The following is a 15,360-nucleotide window of genomic DNA, read 5'->3' as shown; positions in this document are numbered from 1 at the left end:
CGCAGGCTTCCGGGCCACGGATTTAGCACCGTCCCCGGAGGCAGAGAGGCATCCCTTTCCGTCGCCTCGCGTTGTATGGCTGACGGGCATGGTGCGTTTAAGAAGCGAGTTCCTGCGCTGGGTGCGCATAAGCTGCCTCGTCTCGTTGGCGCTGGGCGGTGTGGCGAGCCTGTTGCCGCGCGCCGCCGACGCCCGCACGGGGAACATCGTCCTCGCTGTTTCGGGCAACGAGACGATGTCCAGCGAACTCAAGGAACTGTCCCAGGACTTCGAGAAGCAGCAGCCGTTGACGGGCGACGCCCTGGGCGTTCTGCAGGGAGCGCAGGCCGTCGCCTCGCGACTCAGCACCGCGCTGCGGTCGCGCGGATTCTACGACGCCACCCTGAACGCCACGATCGACGGGAAGCCGATTGCCGATGCCTCCGCCCTGGAGGCGCTCGAATCGCGCCCCGACGCAGAAGCGGCGACGATCAACATCACCATCGACACCGGTCCGCGCTACCGCATCGGATCGGTTGCCATTCGTCCCCCCGGCGCGCCGCAATCCCTTCCCGGCATCGACCCTGCAGGAATCGGGCTCGCGCCTGGCGATCCCGCCGACGCCTCGGCCATCATCGCGGCGCAGAACAAGCTGCTGGAGGAATTGCGCAAACAGGGGCACGCGCTGGCCGCGATCAAGGATCGTGAGGTCATCGTCGACCACGCCACGCGCGAAGCCGAGGTGACGTTCGTCGCCGAACCCGGACCGCTCGCCAGGATGGGCAAGGTGCGTTTCTCCGGCACGGAAAAGGTCGACACGGTCTGGCTGCAGCGCCGCGTGCCCTTCAAGGAGGGCGAAGCCTACTCCCCCGCCAAGGTCGAGGCGTTGCGCGGCAAGCTGACGTCGCTGGGCACGTTCAACGCGGTGCGGATCAAGCCCGCCACCGAACTCGACGCGGACGGCGAACTGCCGATCGACGTCGAGCTGACCGACCGGCTGCAGCGCTCCATCGGCTTCGGCGTGAGCTACGAGACGCAGCTCGGCTTCGGAGTCGAGGGCTTCTGGGTCCATCGCAACCTGTTCGGCCAGGCCGAGAGCCTGCGCCTGTCAGGAGAGATCAACCATCTCGGACAAGGCTACGCGATTCTCGACACCGGCTTTGCCTTCCGGGCCGCCTTCCGCAAACCCGACTGGTGGCTGCCGGGACAGGATCTTCGGATCGAAGCGGCAGCACTGCGCGAAGTAGTCCCCGCCTATACGAGAAAGGCCGCCACTTTCTACGCAGGCTTTGACCGCACCTTCTCGCCGCGCTGGCAGGCCCGCGTCGGATTCGCGACAGAGATCGCCGACATCACCCGCAACGGCGTCACCCAGAGCTATCGCATGCTCGGCCTGCAGGGCACGGTCCTCTACAATCGTGCCAACAGCGACCTCGACCCGACGCGCGGGTATCGTATCGAGTTCAACGTCCAACCGTGGATCGACACCGGACCCGGCGGCGACATGTTCACCATCCTGCGCCTGACCGGCCGTCACTACTGGGACATCGCCGAGCCCGGTCGCACCGTGCTGGCGACGCGCGCCTCGTTCGGCACCGAGCCCGCCATCAGCATCGGCGGCATCCCTCCCGACAAGCTCTTCTATGCCGGCGGCGGCGGCTCGGTGCGCGGCTTCGTCTACCAGACCGCCGGACCGCTCGACGCCTATGGCAATCCGCTCGGCGGCGCGAGCGTGGTCGAGGCCAACGTCGAACTGCGCCAGAGGATCGGCCAGGCGTGGGGCGCGGTGGCCTTCGTCGATGCCGGCAGCGCCTACCCCGATTTCCTGCCAAACTTCTCGCAGCTCCCGCCGCGCGTCGGCGCCGGCGTCGGCATCCGCTACTATACCGACTTCGGGCCGATCCGGGCCGATGTCGGTCTCCCCCTGAACCGCCGGCCGACCGATCCGCCGTTCGGCATCTATGTCAGCCTGGGACAGGCCTTCTGATGCGCGCGCTCCGCATAGGCTCCTATATCTTCGTGGCGCTCGTCGCGGTGCTCGGTCTCGCCTTTGTGGGCGTGCAGACCGCCCCCGGGAAGCGGCTTCTGGCGTCCGCCATTTCCAGCGCCGCCTCCTCGCCCGATCAGAAGATTCGCATCACGGGCATCGACGGGTTCGTTCCGACCGATCTCCGCGTGGCGCAAATCGAGATCGCCGACCGCACCGGTCCGTGGCTGCAGGTCGAAAACGCGCAGCTCACCTGGTCCTTTGGATCCCTCCTGCGACGGAACCTGCGTGTAGAAATCCTGTCGGCTTCGCGGATCGGTGTGCTGCGCCCGCCGCAGGAAGAACAGACGGCTGCGACGCCCGGCGGCAGCGGGGGCGTGCGCCTTCCCTTCGACATCGACCTGCAGGCGCTGCAGGTCGACGATCTCCATCTGGCGGCCGCGCTGGGCGGCATCGATTCGCACTGGAAGATCACGGGCAACGCGGCTGTCGCCCGCGATCTGGGCGAAATCCGCGCCAGGCTGGGCGCGGACCGGCTGGAAGGCCCGAACGGGCGGCTGACCGCCGACCTGCGTGTCGACCGCTCGCCGCGCAAGATCGCCGCTGACATCACGCTCGACGAGGATCCCGGCGGCATGGTCGCGGCGCTGATGCAGCGGCCCGACCTGCCGGAAATCTCCCTGAAGCTCTCGGCGCAGGGCGATCAGCAGGACGGCACGGCGGAACTGACGGCCAAAGCAGGCGACGGGGCGACGGCGAAAGGCACCCTGCGCTGGCTGCAGGACGGCAACGACACCAGCTTCCAGTCCGCGCTCGAGGCCGGCCCCGTCGACGTTCGCCCCCAGGGTGTCGCGTGGAAGGGCCTCAGCCTGAAGGCCGACGGCAAGCTCACGGGTGGCATCCGCGTAAAGGGCAAGGTCGAGGAGCTGAAGCTCGCGACGCTCGACCCGCGACTGCCGCAACCCGGCACGGTCACGCTCGACGCGAACGTGGCCGGTGTTACGGGCGACAAGATCACGGTGCGATCCTTCGACGTCTCGCTGCCACTCGCACGCATCCGGGGCGATGGCGACTATGTGCCGTCGACCGACAAGGGTGAGGTGCGTGCCACCGTCGACCTGCCCAGCCTCGAGCCGCTTTCGGCGATGGCCGGCCGCGCGCTCATGGGCAAGGCTCAGGTCCAGGTCAATGCGGGGATCGACAAGGGCAATCTCACTGCGAGTTGGCAGGGCCGCGCCGACGATTTCGGCACGCCGGACGTCCCCTCCGGCCTGGTCGCCGCACTGAGCCTCGCGGGCAACGCCACGCTGACCGCCGACGGCGCCTGGACGATGCGCGATGTCAGGCTCGGCAGCGACAGCGGCACGCTCACCGTCTCGGGTCGCGGCCGCGAGCAGGCCGGCACGCTCGATCTCGTGCTCGATCTGCCGCGCCTCGCCGCCTTCCGCGCCGACGTGGGCGGCGCAGCGACCGTCAACGCCACCGTGGGCTTCGGCGGTCCCGAGACATCGCTGAAGCTCAAGGCCGAAACGCGGGACGTCACCTATCGGGCCCCCGGTCAGGCGATCGCCTCGCGGCGCCTCGTCCTCGACACGACCGTGTCTCTGTCTGCCGATGGCAAGCTCGGCGGTACGGTGCAGGCCGAAGGCGACGTACAGAACCAGCCCCTGACCTTGAACGGCCGCTTCGCGCATGACGCGACCGCGGGTCTCTCGGTGCCGAGCTTCCAGGGCCGCTGGTCCAGCGCGGTGCTCGACATCGCCAACCTCGTCGTCTCTTCGGCGCGCACCACCGGGCATGCGCGGCTCACCGTCTCGCAGTTGAGGGACATCGAGGCTTTGAAGACGTTCGGTCTCGAAGGCTCGCTGGTGGCCGACGTCACCGCCGACCCCAGCGCGCCAGCCGGCCGCCTCGACATCTTCGTAAAAGGCAGCGACCTGGTGGGCCAGGGCGTCGGCGCGGGCACACTCGATCTCTCGGGCCGTGTCGACGATCCTGCCGGCCGCGCCGCCGCCGACCTGACGCTGGCCGCGACCCGGCTGCGCGGCGCCGGCGGTCTTTCGGCACTGAAGGCGACCGCAAGGGGCGATCGCCAGAGCGGCATCGACGTCACGCTGCAGGGCTCGGGGGCGGAGCTCTCGGCCGATCTCGCGGCGAGGATCGAATTCGCGGCGGAGGAAATCCGCATCGGCCTGTCGAAGTTCACCGGTCGCTATCTGAACATCCCCATAGGCTTGAACGCGCCGACGAAGGTTGTCGTCGCCGGCGCACGCATCGTGATCGATCCGACCAACCTGCGCGTCGGCGCGGGCCGCGTCGCGGTGCGCGGTGCACTCGATCCGGCGGCGAGCGATCTGCAGGTGGAGATCGCGGGACTGCCTCTTGCGCTGGTGGATACGTTCGCTCCTGGGACCGGACTGGAAGGCACGCTGCAGTCCAAGGCGCGCGTCACCGGCGCCATGGCGGCGCCGCGCGTGGAGGCGAGCTATGCCGCGACGGGTATCCGGGTCCGGCGCCCAGACGCGGCGCTGATCCCCGCACTTTCCCTTCAAGGCACCGCCACGATGGTCGGCCAGCAGGTGAGCCTCGATGCGCGCGTCGCGGCCGCAGGCAACACCAACCTGTCGATCAAGGGCACGGCGACCCTCCCGCGCGGCGCCGGACCTGTCGCTGCCAAGATTGCGCTCGGCGGAGCCATTGATATCGCCCCCTTCGCCCCGCTGCTGGGGAACGACATCCGCAATGTGACGGGACGGCTGCGGCCCAACCTCTCTCTCAGTGTCGACGGCAAGCAGATCAGCGGCACGGGCGTCGTGGATTTCGAGGGCGGCGCAGTGGCGATGCCCGAATCGGGCCTGAGACTGGCCAACGGCCAGGGCCGCTTCGACCTTCAGGGCGACGCGCTTCAGATCCAGCGCCTCACGTTCCAGGCGGGCACCGGGACCGTCACCGGCAGCGGCTCGATGCGCTTCGATGCCGAGCGTGGTCTGGTGCTCGACGTCGGCCTGGCCACCCAGCGCGCGCTGCTGGTCAGCCGGCCCGACCTGGTGGCGACCGTAAGCAGCACGCTCAGGATCACCGGCGCGACCTCCTCGGGCATCGAGATTTCGGGCCCCGTCACGATCGATCGCGCCGAGATCTCGGTGGGCGGCGGCGAGACTGCGTCCTTCCCGACCATCGAGGTCCGCGAGATCAACAAGCCGGGAGCCGCGATCGCGGCCAACCAGCCGACGCCGGCCCGCCGCCCGTCGCGGAAGCCCCCGCCGTCGCCCGACGCGACGCCGATCAAGCTGGCGCTCGACGTGCGCGCGCCGCAGGCTGTCTTCGTGCGCGGCCGCGGTCTCGACGCCGAAATGAGCGGCCAGCTGACCGTCAGCGGCAGCCCGGCCGCCCCGGCGGTCATCGGCGGCTTCACCATGCGGCGTGGCACTTTCAGCCTTGGCAGCCGGCGGCTCACTTTCTCGAAGGGGATCGTGACGCTCGACAATCTCGACACGATCGACCCCCGGCTCGACTTCCTGGCAACCACCTCGGCCCAGTCCTCGACGATCGGCGTCGCCATCACCGGGACCTCCCGCGAGCCCAGGATCGAGATCACCTCGACGCCGTCCATGCCGCCGGACGAGGCGATGGCCCTGCTGATCTTCGGCAAGCCCGCCTCCCAGCTCGGCGCCTCGGAACTGGTGCAGGTCGCGCAGGCCATGGCCGAGCTGGCCGGCCAGTCCCCGGGCGAAGGCGTGCTAAGCCGCCTGCGCAAGGGGCTGGGCCTCGACCAGCTCAGCATCGGCTCCTCGGGCTCCAGAGGCAGCGAGCCTAGCGGTTCGAGCGCCAACGGCGTTTCCCTCGAGGCCGGACGGTACGTGGCGCCGGGCGTCTATGTCGGGGCGAGGCAGGGGGCGGCCGGGAATTCGAGCCGCGGCGTGGTCCAGCTCGACGTCTTCGACAACATCAAGGTCGAGGGCGACATCGGCGCCAACTCCACCGGCCGCGTGGGTGTAAAGGCGGAGTGGGACTACTGATCCTCTCCGGCCAGATCCGGCCATCCGGACGCCAGAAAGATTCTTTATGCATGCCGACGGAACTTCAGCCCGGCTGCGCCGTTAGGGTCTACGGACGAACCCACCGTGGGCTCAGATCCGAAAAATCGAGGGAAACCATTCCATGCTGAAGAAACTCCTGGTCGTCGCCGCGGCGACATTCCTGTTGGGCGCTTGCGCGTCGGAGCCGCCTCCGCCGCCGCCTCCCCCGCCGCCGCCGCCGGTCCAGGCGCAGACCTTCATGGTCTTCTTCGATTGGGACCGTTCCAACCTGACCAGCCAGGCCGTCGACACGGTCCGCCAGGCCGCCCAGGCCTACAAGACCCGCGGCGCTGCCAACATCGTCGCCACCGGTCACACCGACACGTCGGGCTCGCCGCAGTACAACATGGCGCTGTCGCTGCGCCGCGCGAACTCGGTCAAGGAACAGCTCGTGCGCGAAGGCGTGCCGGCGACCGCGATCACGGTCAACGGCCGTGGCGAGGAAGGCCTGCTGGTCCAGACCGGCGACAACGTGCGCGAGCCGCAGAACCGTCGCGTCGAGATCGTCGTCGGCGGCCAGACCACGGTGAGCACCGTGTTCTCGGATCCCCGCTCTTACTGCAAGGCGCTGAGCGACAAGTACCGCCAGTATCGCACCTCGCAGGTCGAAGAGCGTGCGGCGGCCGCCATGGCAAAGTGTGACGCGGGCGACTACGCCGCCGGCATCCCGCCGCTCGAGGACGCCCTGATCTCGGCGAAGATCCCGCTGCCGGCTCCGGGTTATCGCTGGCCCGGCCGTCCGATCGGCCCGTCCTAAGCTCTGACTGCTGAAATACGACGAAAGGCGGCCCCTCGCGGGGCCGCCTTTTTCGTTGTAGGCAGGGACGATGTTCGCTGGCGATCTCGCATCCTTCCTGGATTTCATCCGCCAGCACGGCGACGCCGCCTACGCCTTCCTCACCCTCTATTCGATGGCCAACAGTCTCCTGCTGGCGATTTTCGCAGGCTATGCCGCTCAGGCCGGTGCGCTAGGCTACGAGCAGGCGCTGGCGGGATGCTGGGCGGGGACCTTCGCCGGCGATGTGGTGCGTTTCTGGGTCGGCCGCCGCTTCGGCACGCGCTGGCTTGGCTCCTTCCCGAGACTACAGCGCGCCGTTGAGACCGCGGCGCGGCTCGCCAACCGCCATCATGTCTGGATGATCCTCATCCACCGCTACCCGCGGATCATCCGCAACGTCGCGGGCTTCGCGTATGGCGCCTCGACGCTCGGCTGGCCTCGCTTCCTCGCTCTGAATTTCATCGGCGCCGGCCTGTGGGCCGGGATCGCCGTGTCGACGGGCTACGCTTTCGGATACGTCTCCGACAGGACGATGAGCGATGCGCTGTCAGCATTCGGCCTCGCGATGCTGGTCGCCTTCCTGCTTCTCGGCTGGTTCCTGACGCGGCGGCTGGAGCGCGTGATGGAGCGCGACTAGGCGCGGAGGCTTCTCCGTCACGCGCCGTACACAACGCGATGCCGCCGTGCGCCGGTGGCCCATATTGCCCACATGTCCGCGCTCGTTATGCTGAGCGACAGCCTCCCTTCAAACATCCGCCGGACGCAAACAGACGCCATGCCCACCTATGTAGAACTGGCGAATTCGAGTTACCTCGATTTCGCGAGCTGGCGCACCAACGCCGACGCGCCGAGCGGCGGCACGCCGCTATCGACCTTCTCGATCAACGTGGCGCTGGTCCTCGACCGCGCAAACGATCCCACGGATCTGCTGGCCTCGAACTGGGCGACGCGGCAGGCGGCCCTCGCCGACCAGGGAGCGATATGGTCGACCTACGGCGCCGATCCGACGGCTTACACGAACGTCGTGAGCGCCCTCGCCGATCTCCACATCACGACTTACGACATCGGTGGGACGGCCGACGCGCAATACATCTCCTCGCCCGAATCGCGGACCATCTGGGTCAATGTCACCCAGGACAATTTCACGACGCTGTTCGGCCCCGGTGCGACGTTGATGACGGTCGACGTCGCGTCGCCGTCTCCAGGCACCGGCACCCAGACCGTCCACTACTGGAGCGGCAACCTCTCGCTGCCGGCCGAGCTCGCCGACAATGGCGTCACCGGCCTGTGGTTCGATTCCGGTGATTTTGGTCAGTATCCGGACTACGCCCCGCCGCCGACGCCAGGCGTCACCCTGCCCCAGGGCTGGCAGAGCCCTGGCAATTCCGCCGGCACCGCGACGGTCAACGCCAATCCGCAGACGATTGCACAGGACTATTACAACTTCCCTCTCGCGGGCTCTCTCTGGGATCCGACCTCGCCCGACGCGGTGATGACCGGCGCCATCGGGTTGGTCGAGCCCGGCGTCGGTACGGCGCTGCCCGGCGATCCGACCGGGTCGGGCTTCCAGGCCGCGCTCGACGCCTATCGCACCTCGATGGGCATATCGACCTCGGCCAACGTAATCTCCGTGGCCGGCGGCGGACAGGAGTATCCGACGCCCAGTTCGCCCACCGCCTTCAATCCCGCCGGCGAACGCTCGCTCGACGTCGGCGTCGTGACGGCCGTCAATCCGCAGAGCACGCTGGTCGTCTACGCCGGCTCCGGAACGGCCAACGGCGCCCACGGCAATGCCTTCACCGCCTACCAGTCGGCCTTCTGGGACACGATCAACAATCCCGCGGTCATCACCTCGTCGTTCAATTATGCGTCGCTGTCGGCACCCGGTTCGCCCTTCCTGATCGCGTCGAACGGGCTCTATGTCGACGCCGCGCTGCGCAACATCTCGGTGTTCAACGATGCCGGCGACGGCGGCTCGGGCGAGACCTTCGGCAACGGACTGCCCAACGCCAGCTCCACACACAACAGCCCGTACGCGGTCATCGTCGGGGGCACATCGATCAGCACCGGGTCCGCCGCGCAGGGCGACAGCACGCTGAGCGACCTGGTCGACGACGCGAACGCAGGCGACCTTCCGACGCTCTGGCAACTGATCGCCGGCGGCTTGATGCAGCTCCCGGCCAGTGGTGACGCGAACCGCCTCGTCGAGACGGTGTGGAACCGTTACTACGTCGACGGCACCTCGATCGCCAATCCTCGCGGCACCGGCTACATCCACAACAACACCGGCGCGAGCGGCGTCGATATCAGCCAGCTTGCGCCCGCCTACCAGGTCGCCTTCGGGCTCGATCCCATGACGTCGGATCCCTCGCAGCAACCGGGGCGTGGCATCCCCGACGTCTCGGCCAACGCCGGCGGCAACATGCTCTACGTCGTGCCGAATGCGGCCATGACCGAGAACCAGAACGATGACGGCACCAGCGCGGCGACGCCGCTCTGGGCCAGCCTGGCCTCGCAGATCAATGCCGTCTTCACGGACCAGGGCCTGCCCAACCTGGGCTACATGAACGACCTGCTCTACACCGCCGCGGTCATATCGCCGGCCTCGTTCAGCGACATCACCATCGGCAACAGCACTTCCTCTTTCCTCTACGGCGGCGGCTACACCAGCGACGGCGTCGACATCACGCCGACCGGCTACGGCTATTCGGCCGCGTCGGGCTACGACCTGGTGACGGGGCTGGGTACCCCCAACGGCGTGCTGCTGGCGCGCGCGCTCACCGAGATCGCCCATTCGCAGATCTATTTTGGCAGCGTGCCCGACCTGATCGACTCCAACGGCACGGGCGGCTGGACCAGCGGCACCGCGCAGACCCTGCTGCTGCAGACCACCGCGACGGCGTCGGCCACGGTCGCCGTGCAAACCGGCACCGACACGACGGATGCCAGCAGCACCGCCCACGGCCCCTACGCTTGGACCAGCCAGCTCGCGCAGCAATCGCTGCAGAGCGACTTCGACAGCGACCTGCTGGCACTGTTCGACGGCCAGGCCCAGGGCAGCCTCACCCAGGCCGTGGTCGCGTCCGGCGACAGCGTGTCGGTCACCTTCAACGGCAACACAACGGTCGCCGCGCAGGCCAGCCTCAGTGCCTCGTCCGGCTTCGCCGATTTCTATGCCGACAGCGGTAACACGGTGCGCCTCGCACAGTCGGTCGCGGTCGCGGAGACGGCAAACGGCGCCGACGACTTCACCGTCGTCGTGCGCATGCGCCAGGTTGCCGGCGCCGACCTCTCGCTGATGCTCTACGAGGTCGACGACTACAATGGCACGATCGGCGGACTCGCCCCCGGCCAGGCCGGCTATGCCGCCGCCGCGGCGACCCGAGCCTATGCCGTCACGGGCGGCGGCACGACCATTGCCGGCCCCGGCGATGGCAATGCCGGGCAGGCGCAGATCACCGGCGTCGATGCCGGCGATTTGATCGCCATGCAGCTCACGAACGTGACCAACGACGACACCTTCTGGGCCTTCAGCCAGGCCAACGAAGTGGTCGGCGGCGAGAATGTCGCACACCTGTGGAACTACGGCGCCAACACCTGGGGTTGGGAAGACCTCTACGGCGGCGGCGACCGCGACTTCAACGACCTCGTCGTCCAGCTCGACTTCACCAGCACCGCGGGACATGGGTGGCTCATCTAGGCAGGACGGCGCCGCCATGCGATGAAGTCGCGCATCATGATCACGCGACGACACTCCCTTCTTGCCGGCGCCCCCGCCATCCTGCTCGCCTTCATCGGCCCGGCGCGCGCCGAGGAACTCCGGGTCCTGGAGTCAGCGCCACAGGCGAATGCCGTGATCGGCGGGCGCAGCAGCGCCTTCTACGTGCGGTTCAGCCGGCCGGTCGACCATGAGGATTCCCGTCTCACCATCAAGCGGGATGGACGGGTCATCGAAGTCCTGCACCCGCGACTCGAATCGGCACCCGACGTTCTGTTCGCCCGCGCCCCGACCCTGGCACCCGGCCGCTACAGCCTGCACTGGCTGATCGGCGGCTCGCCGCAGGTCGACGGCGAGATACCCTTCACCGTCGGCAGCGGCTCCTAATTGTCGTCCAGCAGTTCGCGCAGCACTCGGCCCGTCGCCGTGATGGCGAGCAGGGTCGGCACCTTCACCTCGGCCTTCACCGCGGCCTTGATGGCCGGCGCATAGCTCATGCAGTCGAGGGCGACGAGATCGGGCCGCGTTGCCGCGAGACGTCGCGCGACCGCGGCAGCCTCTTCCGGTGACGCACTCGGCACAAGCGCCTCAACGGTAACGTCGACGCCGCTGCGCGCCCACTTGGTGGCGAGCTTCTCGCCCTGCTCGGCGAACGGCACGAGCAGGCCGAGCCTGCCGCGCGGCAACAGGCCCTCGGCGATGCCGCTCAGCACCCGCGACGGAAACAGTACGCCGGCATCCCCCTCCATTGGCGGAAACTCGCCAGTGCAGGCATAGACGATCGCATCGCAGCCGTCGGCGCGCAGCCTGGCCAGCGTCGCGGGCGAGCGGGCGATCACCGCCAGCTTGGAAATCTTCACGTCCCGACCGCCGCGCAGGCGGGTGTAGAGGGTGTCGGCGCCGCTGAGCGGCGGCAGCGCGTCGACCTCTTCGTCGCTGAGGCCGTCGAGCGCCCCGCGCAGGACCACCTTCGTTCCCGGCGGCGCCTGGGCCGCGAACAGCGCGACGATGTCATCGCGCGGCGCCTGGCCGATGGTGACGATCCCCAGCATGCTCATGGCTCAGCCCTCCAGGGCAACCGCGTCGGTATCATTCCAGGCAAGGCCCACCGCATCGCCGGGCGCGCGGGACGCCCGCTCGCCAGCATGCGTCTCGCGCACCAGCATCGAGGCTCCTGCGACGGGACGGACGCGCAGGAGTGTCGAACCACCGAGATAGTTCGCCGTCTCGACAGTTCCGGCCACGCGCGCGCCGTCGGGCGCGACCAGCCGGATCTTCTCGGGCCGCAGCGCGCGCGGACGTCCACCCTCTTCCAGGATGTTGATCTCGCCGATGAAGTCCGCGACGAAGCGCGTCCGCGGGCGCTCGTAGATTTCGGTCGGCGTGCCGACCTGCTCGACCCTGCCGCCGTTCATCACGGCGATACGGTCGCTCATGGCGAGCGCCTCTTCCTGGTCGTGCGTCACGAAGACCAGGGTGACGCCGAGGCGCTTCTGCAATTCCTTCAGCTCGAACTGCATCTGCTGGCGCAGCTTGCGGTCGAGCGCGCCCAGCGGCTCGTCGCAGAGCAGCACCGGCGGCTCGACGACCAGTGCGCGGGCGAGCGCCACGCGCTGCTGCTGGCCGCCGGAGAGCTGACCGGGCTTGCGCGTCTCGAGCCCCGTCAGCGCCACCTGCGCCAGCGCCGCCGCGACGCGCCGCTCGATCTCGGGCTTCGCAACGTCCCGCATGCGCAGGCCGAAGGCCACGTTCTCCGCCACGGTGCGATGTGGGAACAGGGCATAGGACTGGAACACCATGCCCATGTCCCGCTTGTGCACGGGAAGATCGGTGATGTCCTTGCCGCCGACATGGACGCGACCCGAATCGGGATGCTCGAAGCCCGCGATCATGCGCAGGCTCGTCGTCTTGCCGCAGCCGGAAGGTCCCAGCAGCGAGAAGAACTCGCCCGCGGCGATGTCGAGCGTGACCGCGTCGACGGCCATCACGCGGCCGTCGAACGTCTTGGTCACCTGGTCGAGCTTGATGGCGGCGGAAGTCATGAACGCACGCTCTGCCACTACCCTTTCAGGATCTTCGTGACGCGAGCGTCGATGTCCTCGCGGCGGGCATTGTACCACTTCCAGTCGGGCTGGATCAGCGTCGCCACCTTCTCCGGCGTGGTCAGGAGCTTAGCGTCGTACTTGGCTTCGAGCTTCACCTTCTTGTTGGCCGGCGAATACCATACCGCCTCGGCCAGCAGCTTCTGCACGTCGGGCCGCAGCATGTAGTCGATATAGGCGAAGGCCAGTTCCTTGACCTTGGAGCCCGGCGTGACGTTCAGCACCTGCTCCAGCGCCAGCACGCCCTCGGAGGGGCTCGCGAAGTCGACGGGCTGCATGTTCGCGCCCTCATAGCGATAGACGCCCGAATCGTGGATGACGCCCATCGACACCTCGGCCGACAGCAGCATCTTCTCCATCTGTCCGGTGAAATCGACCAGCTTGATCGGCTTCAGCGCCTCGAGCGCCTTGTAGGCAGCGTCGAGATCGGTGAGGCCCTTGCCGTAGACCTTGCCCAGCATCATCAGGTGCGCCTGTCCCAGGCTGTTCACCGGGATGAGATAGCCGCCGCGCGAGCCGGCAAGCTTGGGATCGGCCAGGTCCTTCCACGAGGTCGGCTTGGTGAGGCCTTTGTCGGTCCGGAAGCCGAGACCGATCGCACTGGTGAAGATCGTGACACCCACGATCTTGTCGCTCACCGCATAGGGATAGACGTCGGCGACGTTGGGCACTTCCTTGGCCGTGATCTTGTTCATGACCAAGCCTTCGGTCACGGCGTTCCACTGTTCGTTCGAATTGGTGTGCAGCACGTCGTAGATCGGGTCGTTCTTCGAACTCACCTGCAGCTTGGGCAGAAACGGAAAGGCCTGATCGGCCGACACCGTGCACTTGAACTCCTTTTCAAAGGCCGGCAGCACGGCGGCCTTCATGATCTCACCCCACTTGCCGCCCCAGGTCGTGATCTTGAGCGTCTTTGTCTGGGCGTGGAGGATCGACGGTGCTCCCACCGTGGCGAGGGCCGCAAGACCCGCACCGGCACGCAACGCTTTGCGACGTGTAATCATGGCAAACCCCCTGTTTGTTTCCATCAGAGCTTAACGTAAGCCTTGAGGCCGATCAGCCTCTCCAGCACCAGAACCACCGACAATGCGAGCAAGATCGAGACCATCGAGGCGGCGGCGATGGCGCCGTCGAGGTCGAATTTCATGTAGTTGAACAGCACCACCGGCAGGGTCTCGCCCTTGGGCACCACCAGGAACAACGAAACCGGGAACTGATCGAAAGACACGATGAACGCGAAGACGCCGCCCGCGAACACGCCCGGTCGGATCAGCGGCAGGGTGACTTCGAAGAAGACCCTCAAGGGGCTCGCGCCCAGCACGGCGGCGGCCTCCTCGATTCGCCGGTCGAAATTGTGCAGCACCGCAAGCGTCGTGCGGATGACGTAGGGCACGGCGACCAGCGTGTGGGCCATGATCAGGCCCCAGACCGGCCGGCCGATGCCGGACAGGAGATAGGCCTGGAACAACGCCAGGCCGGTCAGGATCGCGGGCAGCATCAGCGGCGACATGAAGAAGGCTGTGAGGACGGCGCGCCCCGGCAGGTTGCCGCGCGCCAGCGCCAGCGCGCAGGCGCCGCCGATCAGGATCGACAGGACCAGCACCACCGACGCCACCCACAGCGACAGCCAGAGCGCGTTCATGAACTCCGCGCTGCCGAAGAACTTCTCGAACCAGCGCAGGCTGACGCCGACCGGCGGGAAGGAAATGTAGGGCGTCGGATTCAGCGCGAACACCAGCACGATGGCGATCGGCAGCAGCAGGAACGCAAGCAGCAGCGCGTTCAGCGCGAGGTAGGCGGCGCGGCCCGGATTGAACGGCCGGCGGTTGGGCTGGGCGCTCATGCCATTCCCTGCCCGCCCGCAAGCCGCGCGAGGATGCGGTTGTAGGCAATGACGATGGCCAGCGAAACCAGCAGCAGGATCACGCCGAGGGCACCCGCGAAGTTGGGGTTGAAACTGGTGCCGACCTGCTGGGCGATCAGCATCGGCAGGGTCAGCACATCGGTGCCGCCCATCAGCGAGGGCGTGACATAGGCGCTGATCGACAGCGCAAAGACCAGCAGCGAGCCCGCCAGGATGCCGGGCAGGCTGAGCGGCAGGGTCACTTCGGCGAAGGCCCGGACACGTCCCGCGCCCAGGCTGCGCGCCGCCTGCTCCAGCCGCTCGTCGATGCGGCCGATCACCCCGGTCAGGGTCAGCACCATGAAGGGTACGTAGATATGGACCAGCGCGACGATCGTGCCGAACTCGTTGTACATCAGCGGCAGCGGCTTTTCGATCAGGCCCCACTGCATGAGGGTCGTGTTGATGACGCCCTTGTCCTGCAGGATCGTCATCCACGCGAAGGTACGCACGACGATGCCGGTCAGCATCGGCGCGATCACCGCCATCAGGACCAGCGCATGGCCGAGTCGCGACTGCATGCGCGCCATCCAGTGCGCCAGCGGGTAGCCGATCAGCAGCGCGATGACCGTCGTGATGAGGCCGATGCGCAGGGTCGACCACAGCGCATCATGGAAGATGCCGGCGGGATCGAAGATGAAGCGCTCGTAGTGGCGCGTCGTGAGGAAAGCGTTCGGGTTGGTGACGGGATTGCCGGAAAAGAAAGACATCGCCGTCATCACGCCGAACGGCAGTACGAAGAACAGCACGAACAGCAGCCCGGCCGGCGCGATCAGCCAGGCGATCGGCGAAGGGCGTGCCGCTGAATTCATGC

The 15,360-nt window shown here is 67.7% G+C and carries 11 protein-coding genes; 6 read left to right on the top strand and 5 right to left on the bottom strand.

What is annotated here, in order from left to right:
• Positions 1-88 precede the first annotated feature (88 nt).
• The 6 genes from KQ910_RS14550 to KQ910_RS14525 all read left to right on the top strand — a co-directional run bounded on the left by KQ910_RS14550 (position 89) and on the right by KQ910_RS14525 (position 10,928).
• On the top strand, positions 89-1,966 hold the full coding sequence (locus KQ910_RS14550; protein ID WP_216961527.1) for an autotransporter assembly complex protein TamA: 1,878 nt from the start codon (positions 89-91) through the stop codon (positions 1,964-1,966).
• Positions 1,966-5,985 (top strand): translocation/assembly module TamB domain-containing protein, encoded by a 4,020-nt coding sequence (locus KQ910_RS14545; RefSeq protein WP_216961524.1) that lies wholly within the window; start codon positions 1,966-1,968, stop codon positions 5,983-5,985. Before KQ910_RS14550 ends, KQ910_RS14545 begins: the two co-directional genes overlap by 1 nt.
• A 142-nt stretch (positions 5,986-6,127) precedes the next feature.
• Complete coding sequence (locus KQ910_RS14540; RefSeq protein ID WP_216961520.1) at positions 6,128-6,802, top strand: OmpA family protein; 675 nt, start codon at positions 6,128-6,130, stop codon at positions 6,800-6,802.
• 70 nt (positions 6,803-6,872) lie between these two features.
• Positions 6,873-7,460: a DedA family protein gene (locus tag KQ910_RS14535; RefSeq protein ID WP_216961517.1), complete on the top strand. Its 588-nt coding sequence runs from the start codon at positions 6,873-6,875 to the stop codon at positions 7,458-7,460.
• Positions 7,461-7,598: 138 nt separating this feature from the next.
• A complete protein-coding gene (locus tag KQ910_RS14530) occupies positions 7,599-10,523 on the top strand; it encodes a DUF4114 domain-containing protein (RefSeq protein ID WP_216961514.1) in 2,925 nt (974 codons plus the stop codon).
• A gap of 36 nt (positions 10,524-10,559) precedes the next feature.
• Positions 10,560-10,928, top strand: coding sequence for a copper resistance protein CopC (locus tag KQ910_RS14525; RefSeq protein WP_216961511.1), 369 nt, complete (start codon positions 10,560-10,562; stop codon positions 10,926-10,928).
• Here KQ910_RS14525 and KQ910_RS14520 read toward each other — a convergent pair.
• The 5 genes from KQ910_RS14520 to KQ910_RS14500 are packed head-to-tail and all read right to left on the bottom strand — an operon-like array spanning position 10,925 to position 15,358.
• Positions 10,925-11,599 carry an AroM family protein gene (locus KQ910_RS14520; protein ID WP_216961506.1) on the bottom strand — a complete coding sequence of 225 codons (675 nt, stop codon included), beginning with the start codon at positions 11,597-11,599 and terminating at the stop codon, positions 10,925-10,927. The genes KQ910_RS14525 and KQ910_RS14520 overlap by 4 nt on opposite strands.
• 3 nt (positions 11,600-11,602) lie before the next feature.
• Positions 11,603-12,583 carry an ABC transporter ATP-binding protein gene (locus KQ910_RS14515; protein WP_216961503.1) on the bottom strand — a complete coding sequence of 327 codons (981 nt, stop codon included), beginning with the start codon at positions 12,581-12,583 and terminating at the stop codon, positions 11,603-11,605.
• Between the two features lie 17 nt (positions 12,584-12,600).
• Positions 12,601-13,674 (bottom strand): extracellular solute-binding protein, encoded by a 1,074-nt coding sequence (locus KQ910_RS14510; RefSeq protein WP_216963872.1) that lies wholly within the window; start codon positions 13,672-13,674, stop codon positions 12,601-12,603.
• The gene (locus KQ910_RS14505) at positions 13,671-14,486 is read right to left on the bottom strand and encodes an ABC transporter permease (RefSeq protein ID WP_216961500.1); all 816 of its coding nucleotides are present in this window, start codon (positions 14,484-14,486) and stop codon (positions 13,671-13,673) included. Before KQ910_RS14505 ends, KQ910_RS14510 begins: the two co-directional genes overlap by 4 nt.
• The gene (locus KQ910_RS14500) at positions 14,483-15,358 is read right to left on the bottom strand and encodes an ABC transporter permease (RefSeq protein ID WP_216961497.1); all 876 of its coding nucleotides are present in this window, start codon (positions 15,356-15,358) and stop codon (positions 14,483-14,485) included. Before KQ910_RS14500 ends, KQ910_RS14505 begins: the two co-directional genes overlap by 4 nt.
• Between the last annotated feature and the right edge of the window lie 2 nt (positions 15,359-15,360).

Origin of the sequence: Reyranella humidisoli (assembly GCF_019039055.1) — a bacterium.
GTDB classification, from domain to species: domain Bacteria; phylum Pseudomonadota; class Alphaproteobacteria; order Reyranellales; family Reyranellaceae; genus Reyranella; species Reyranella humidisoli.
Note: the sequence above shows the minus strand (reverse complement) of the source record. Positions and strands in the feature narration are given on the sequence as shown.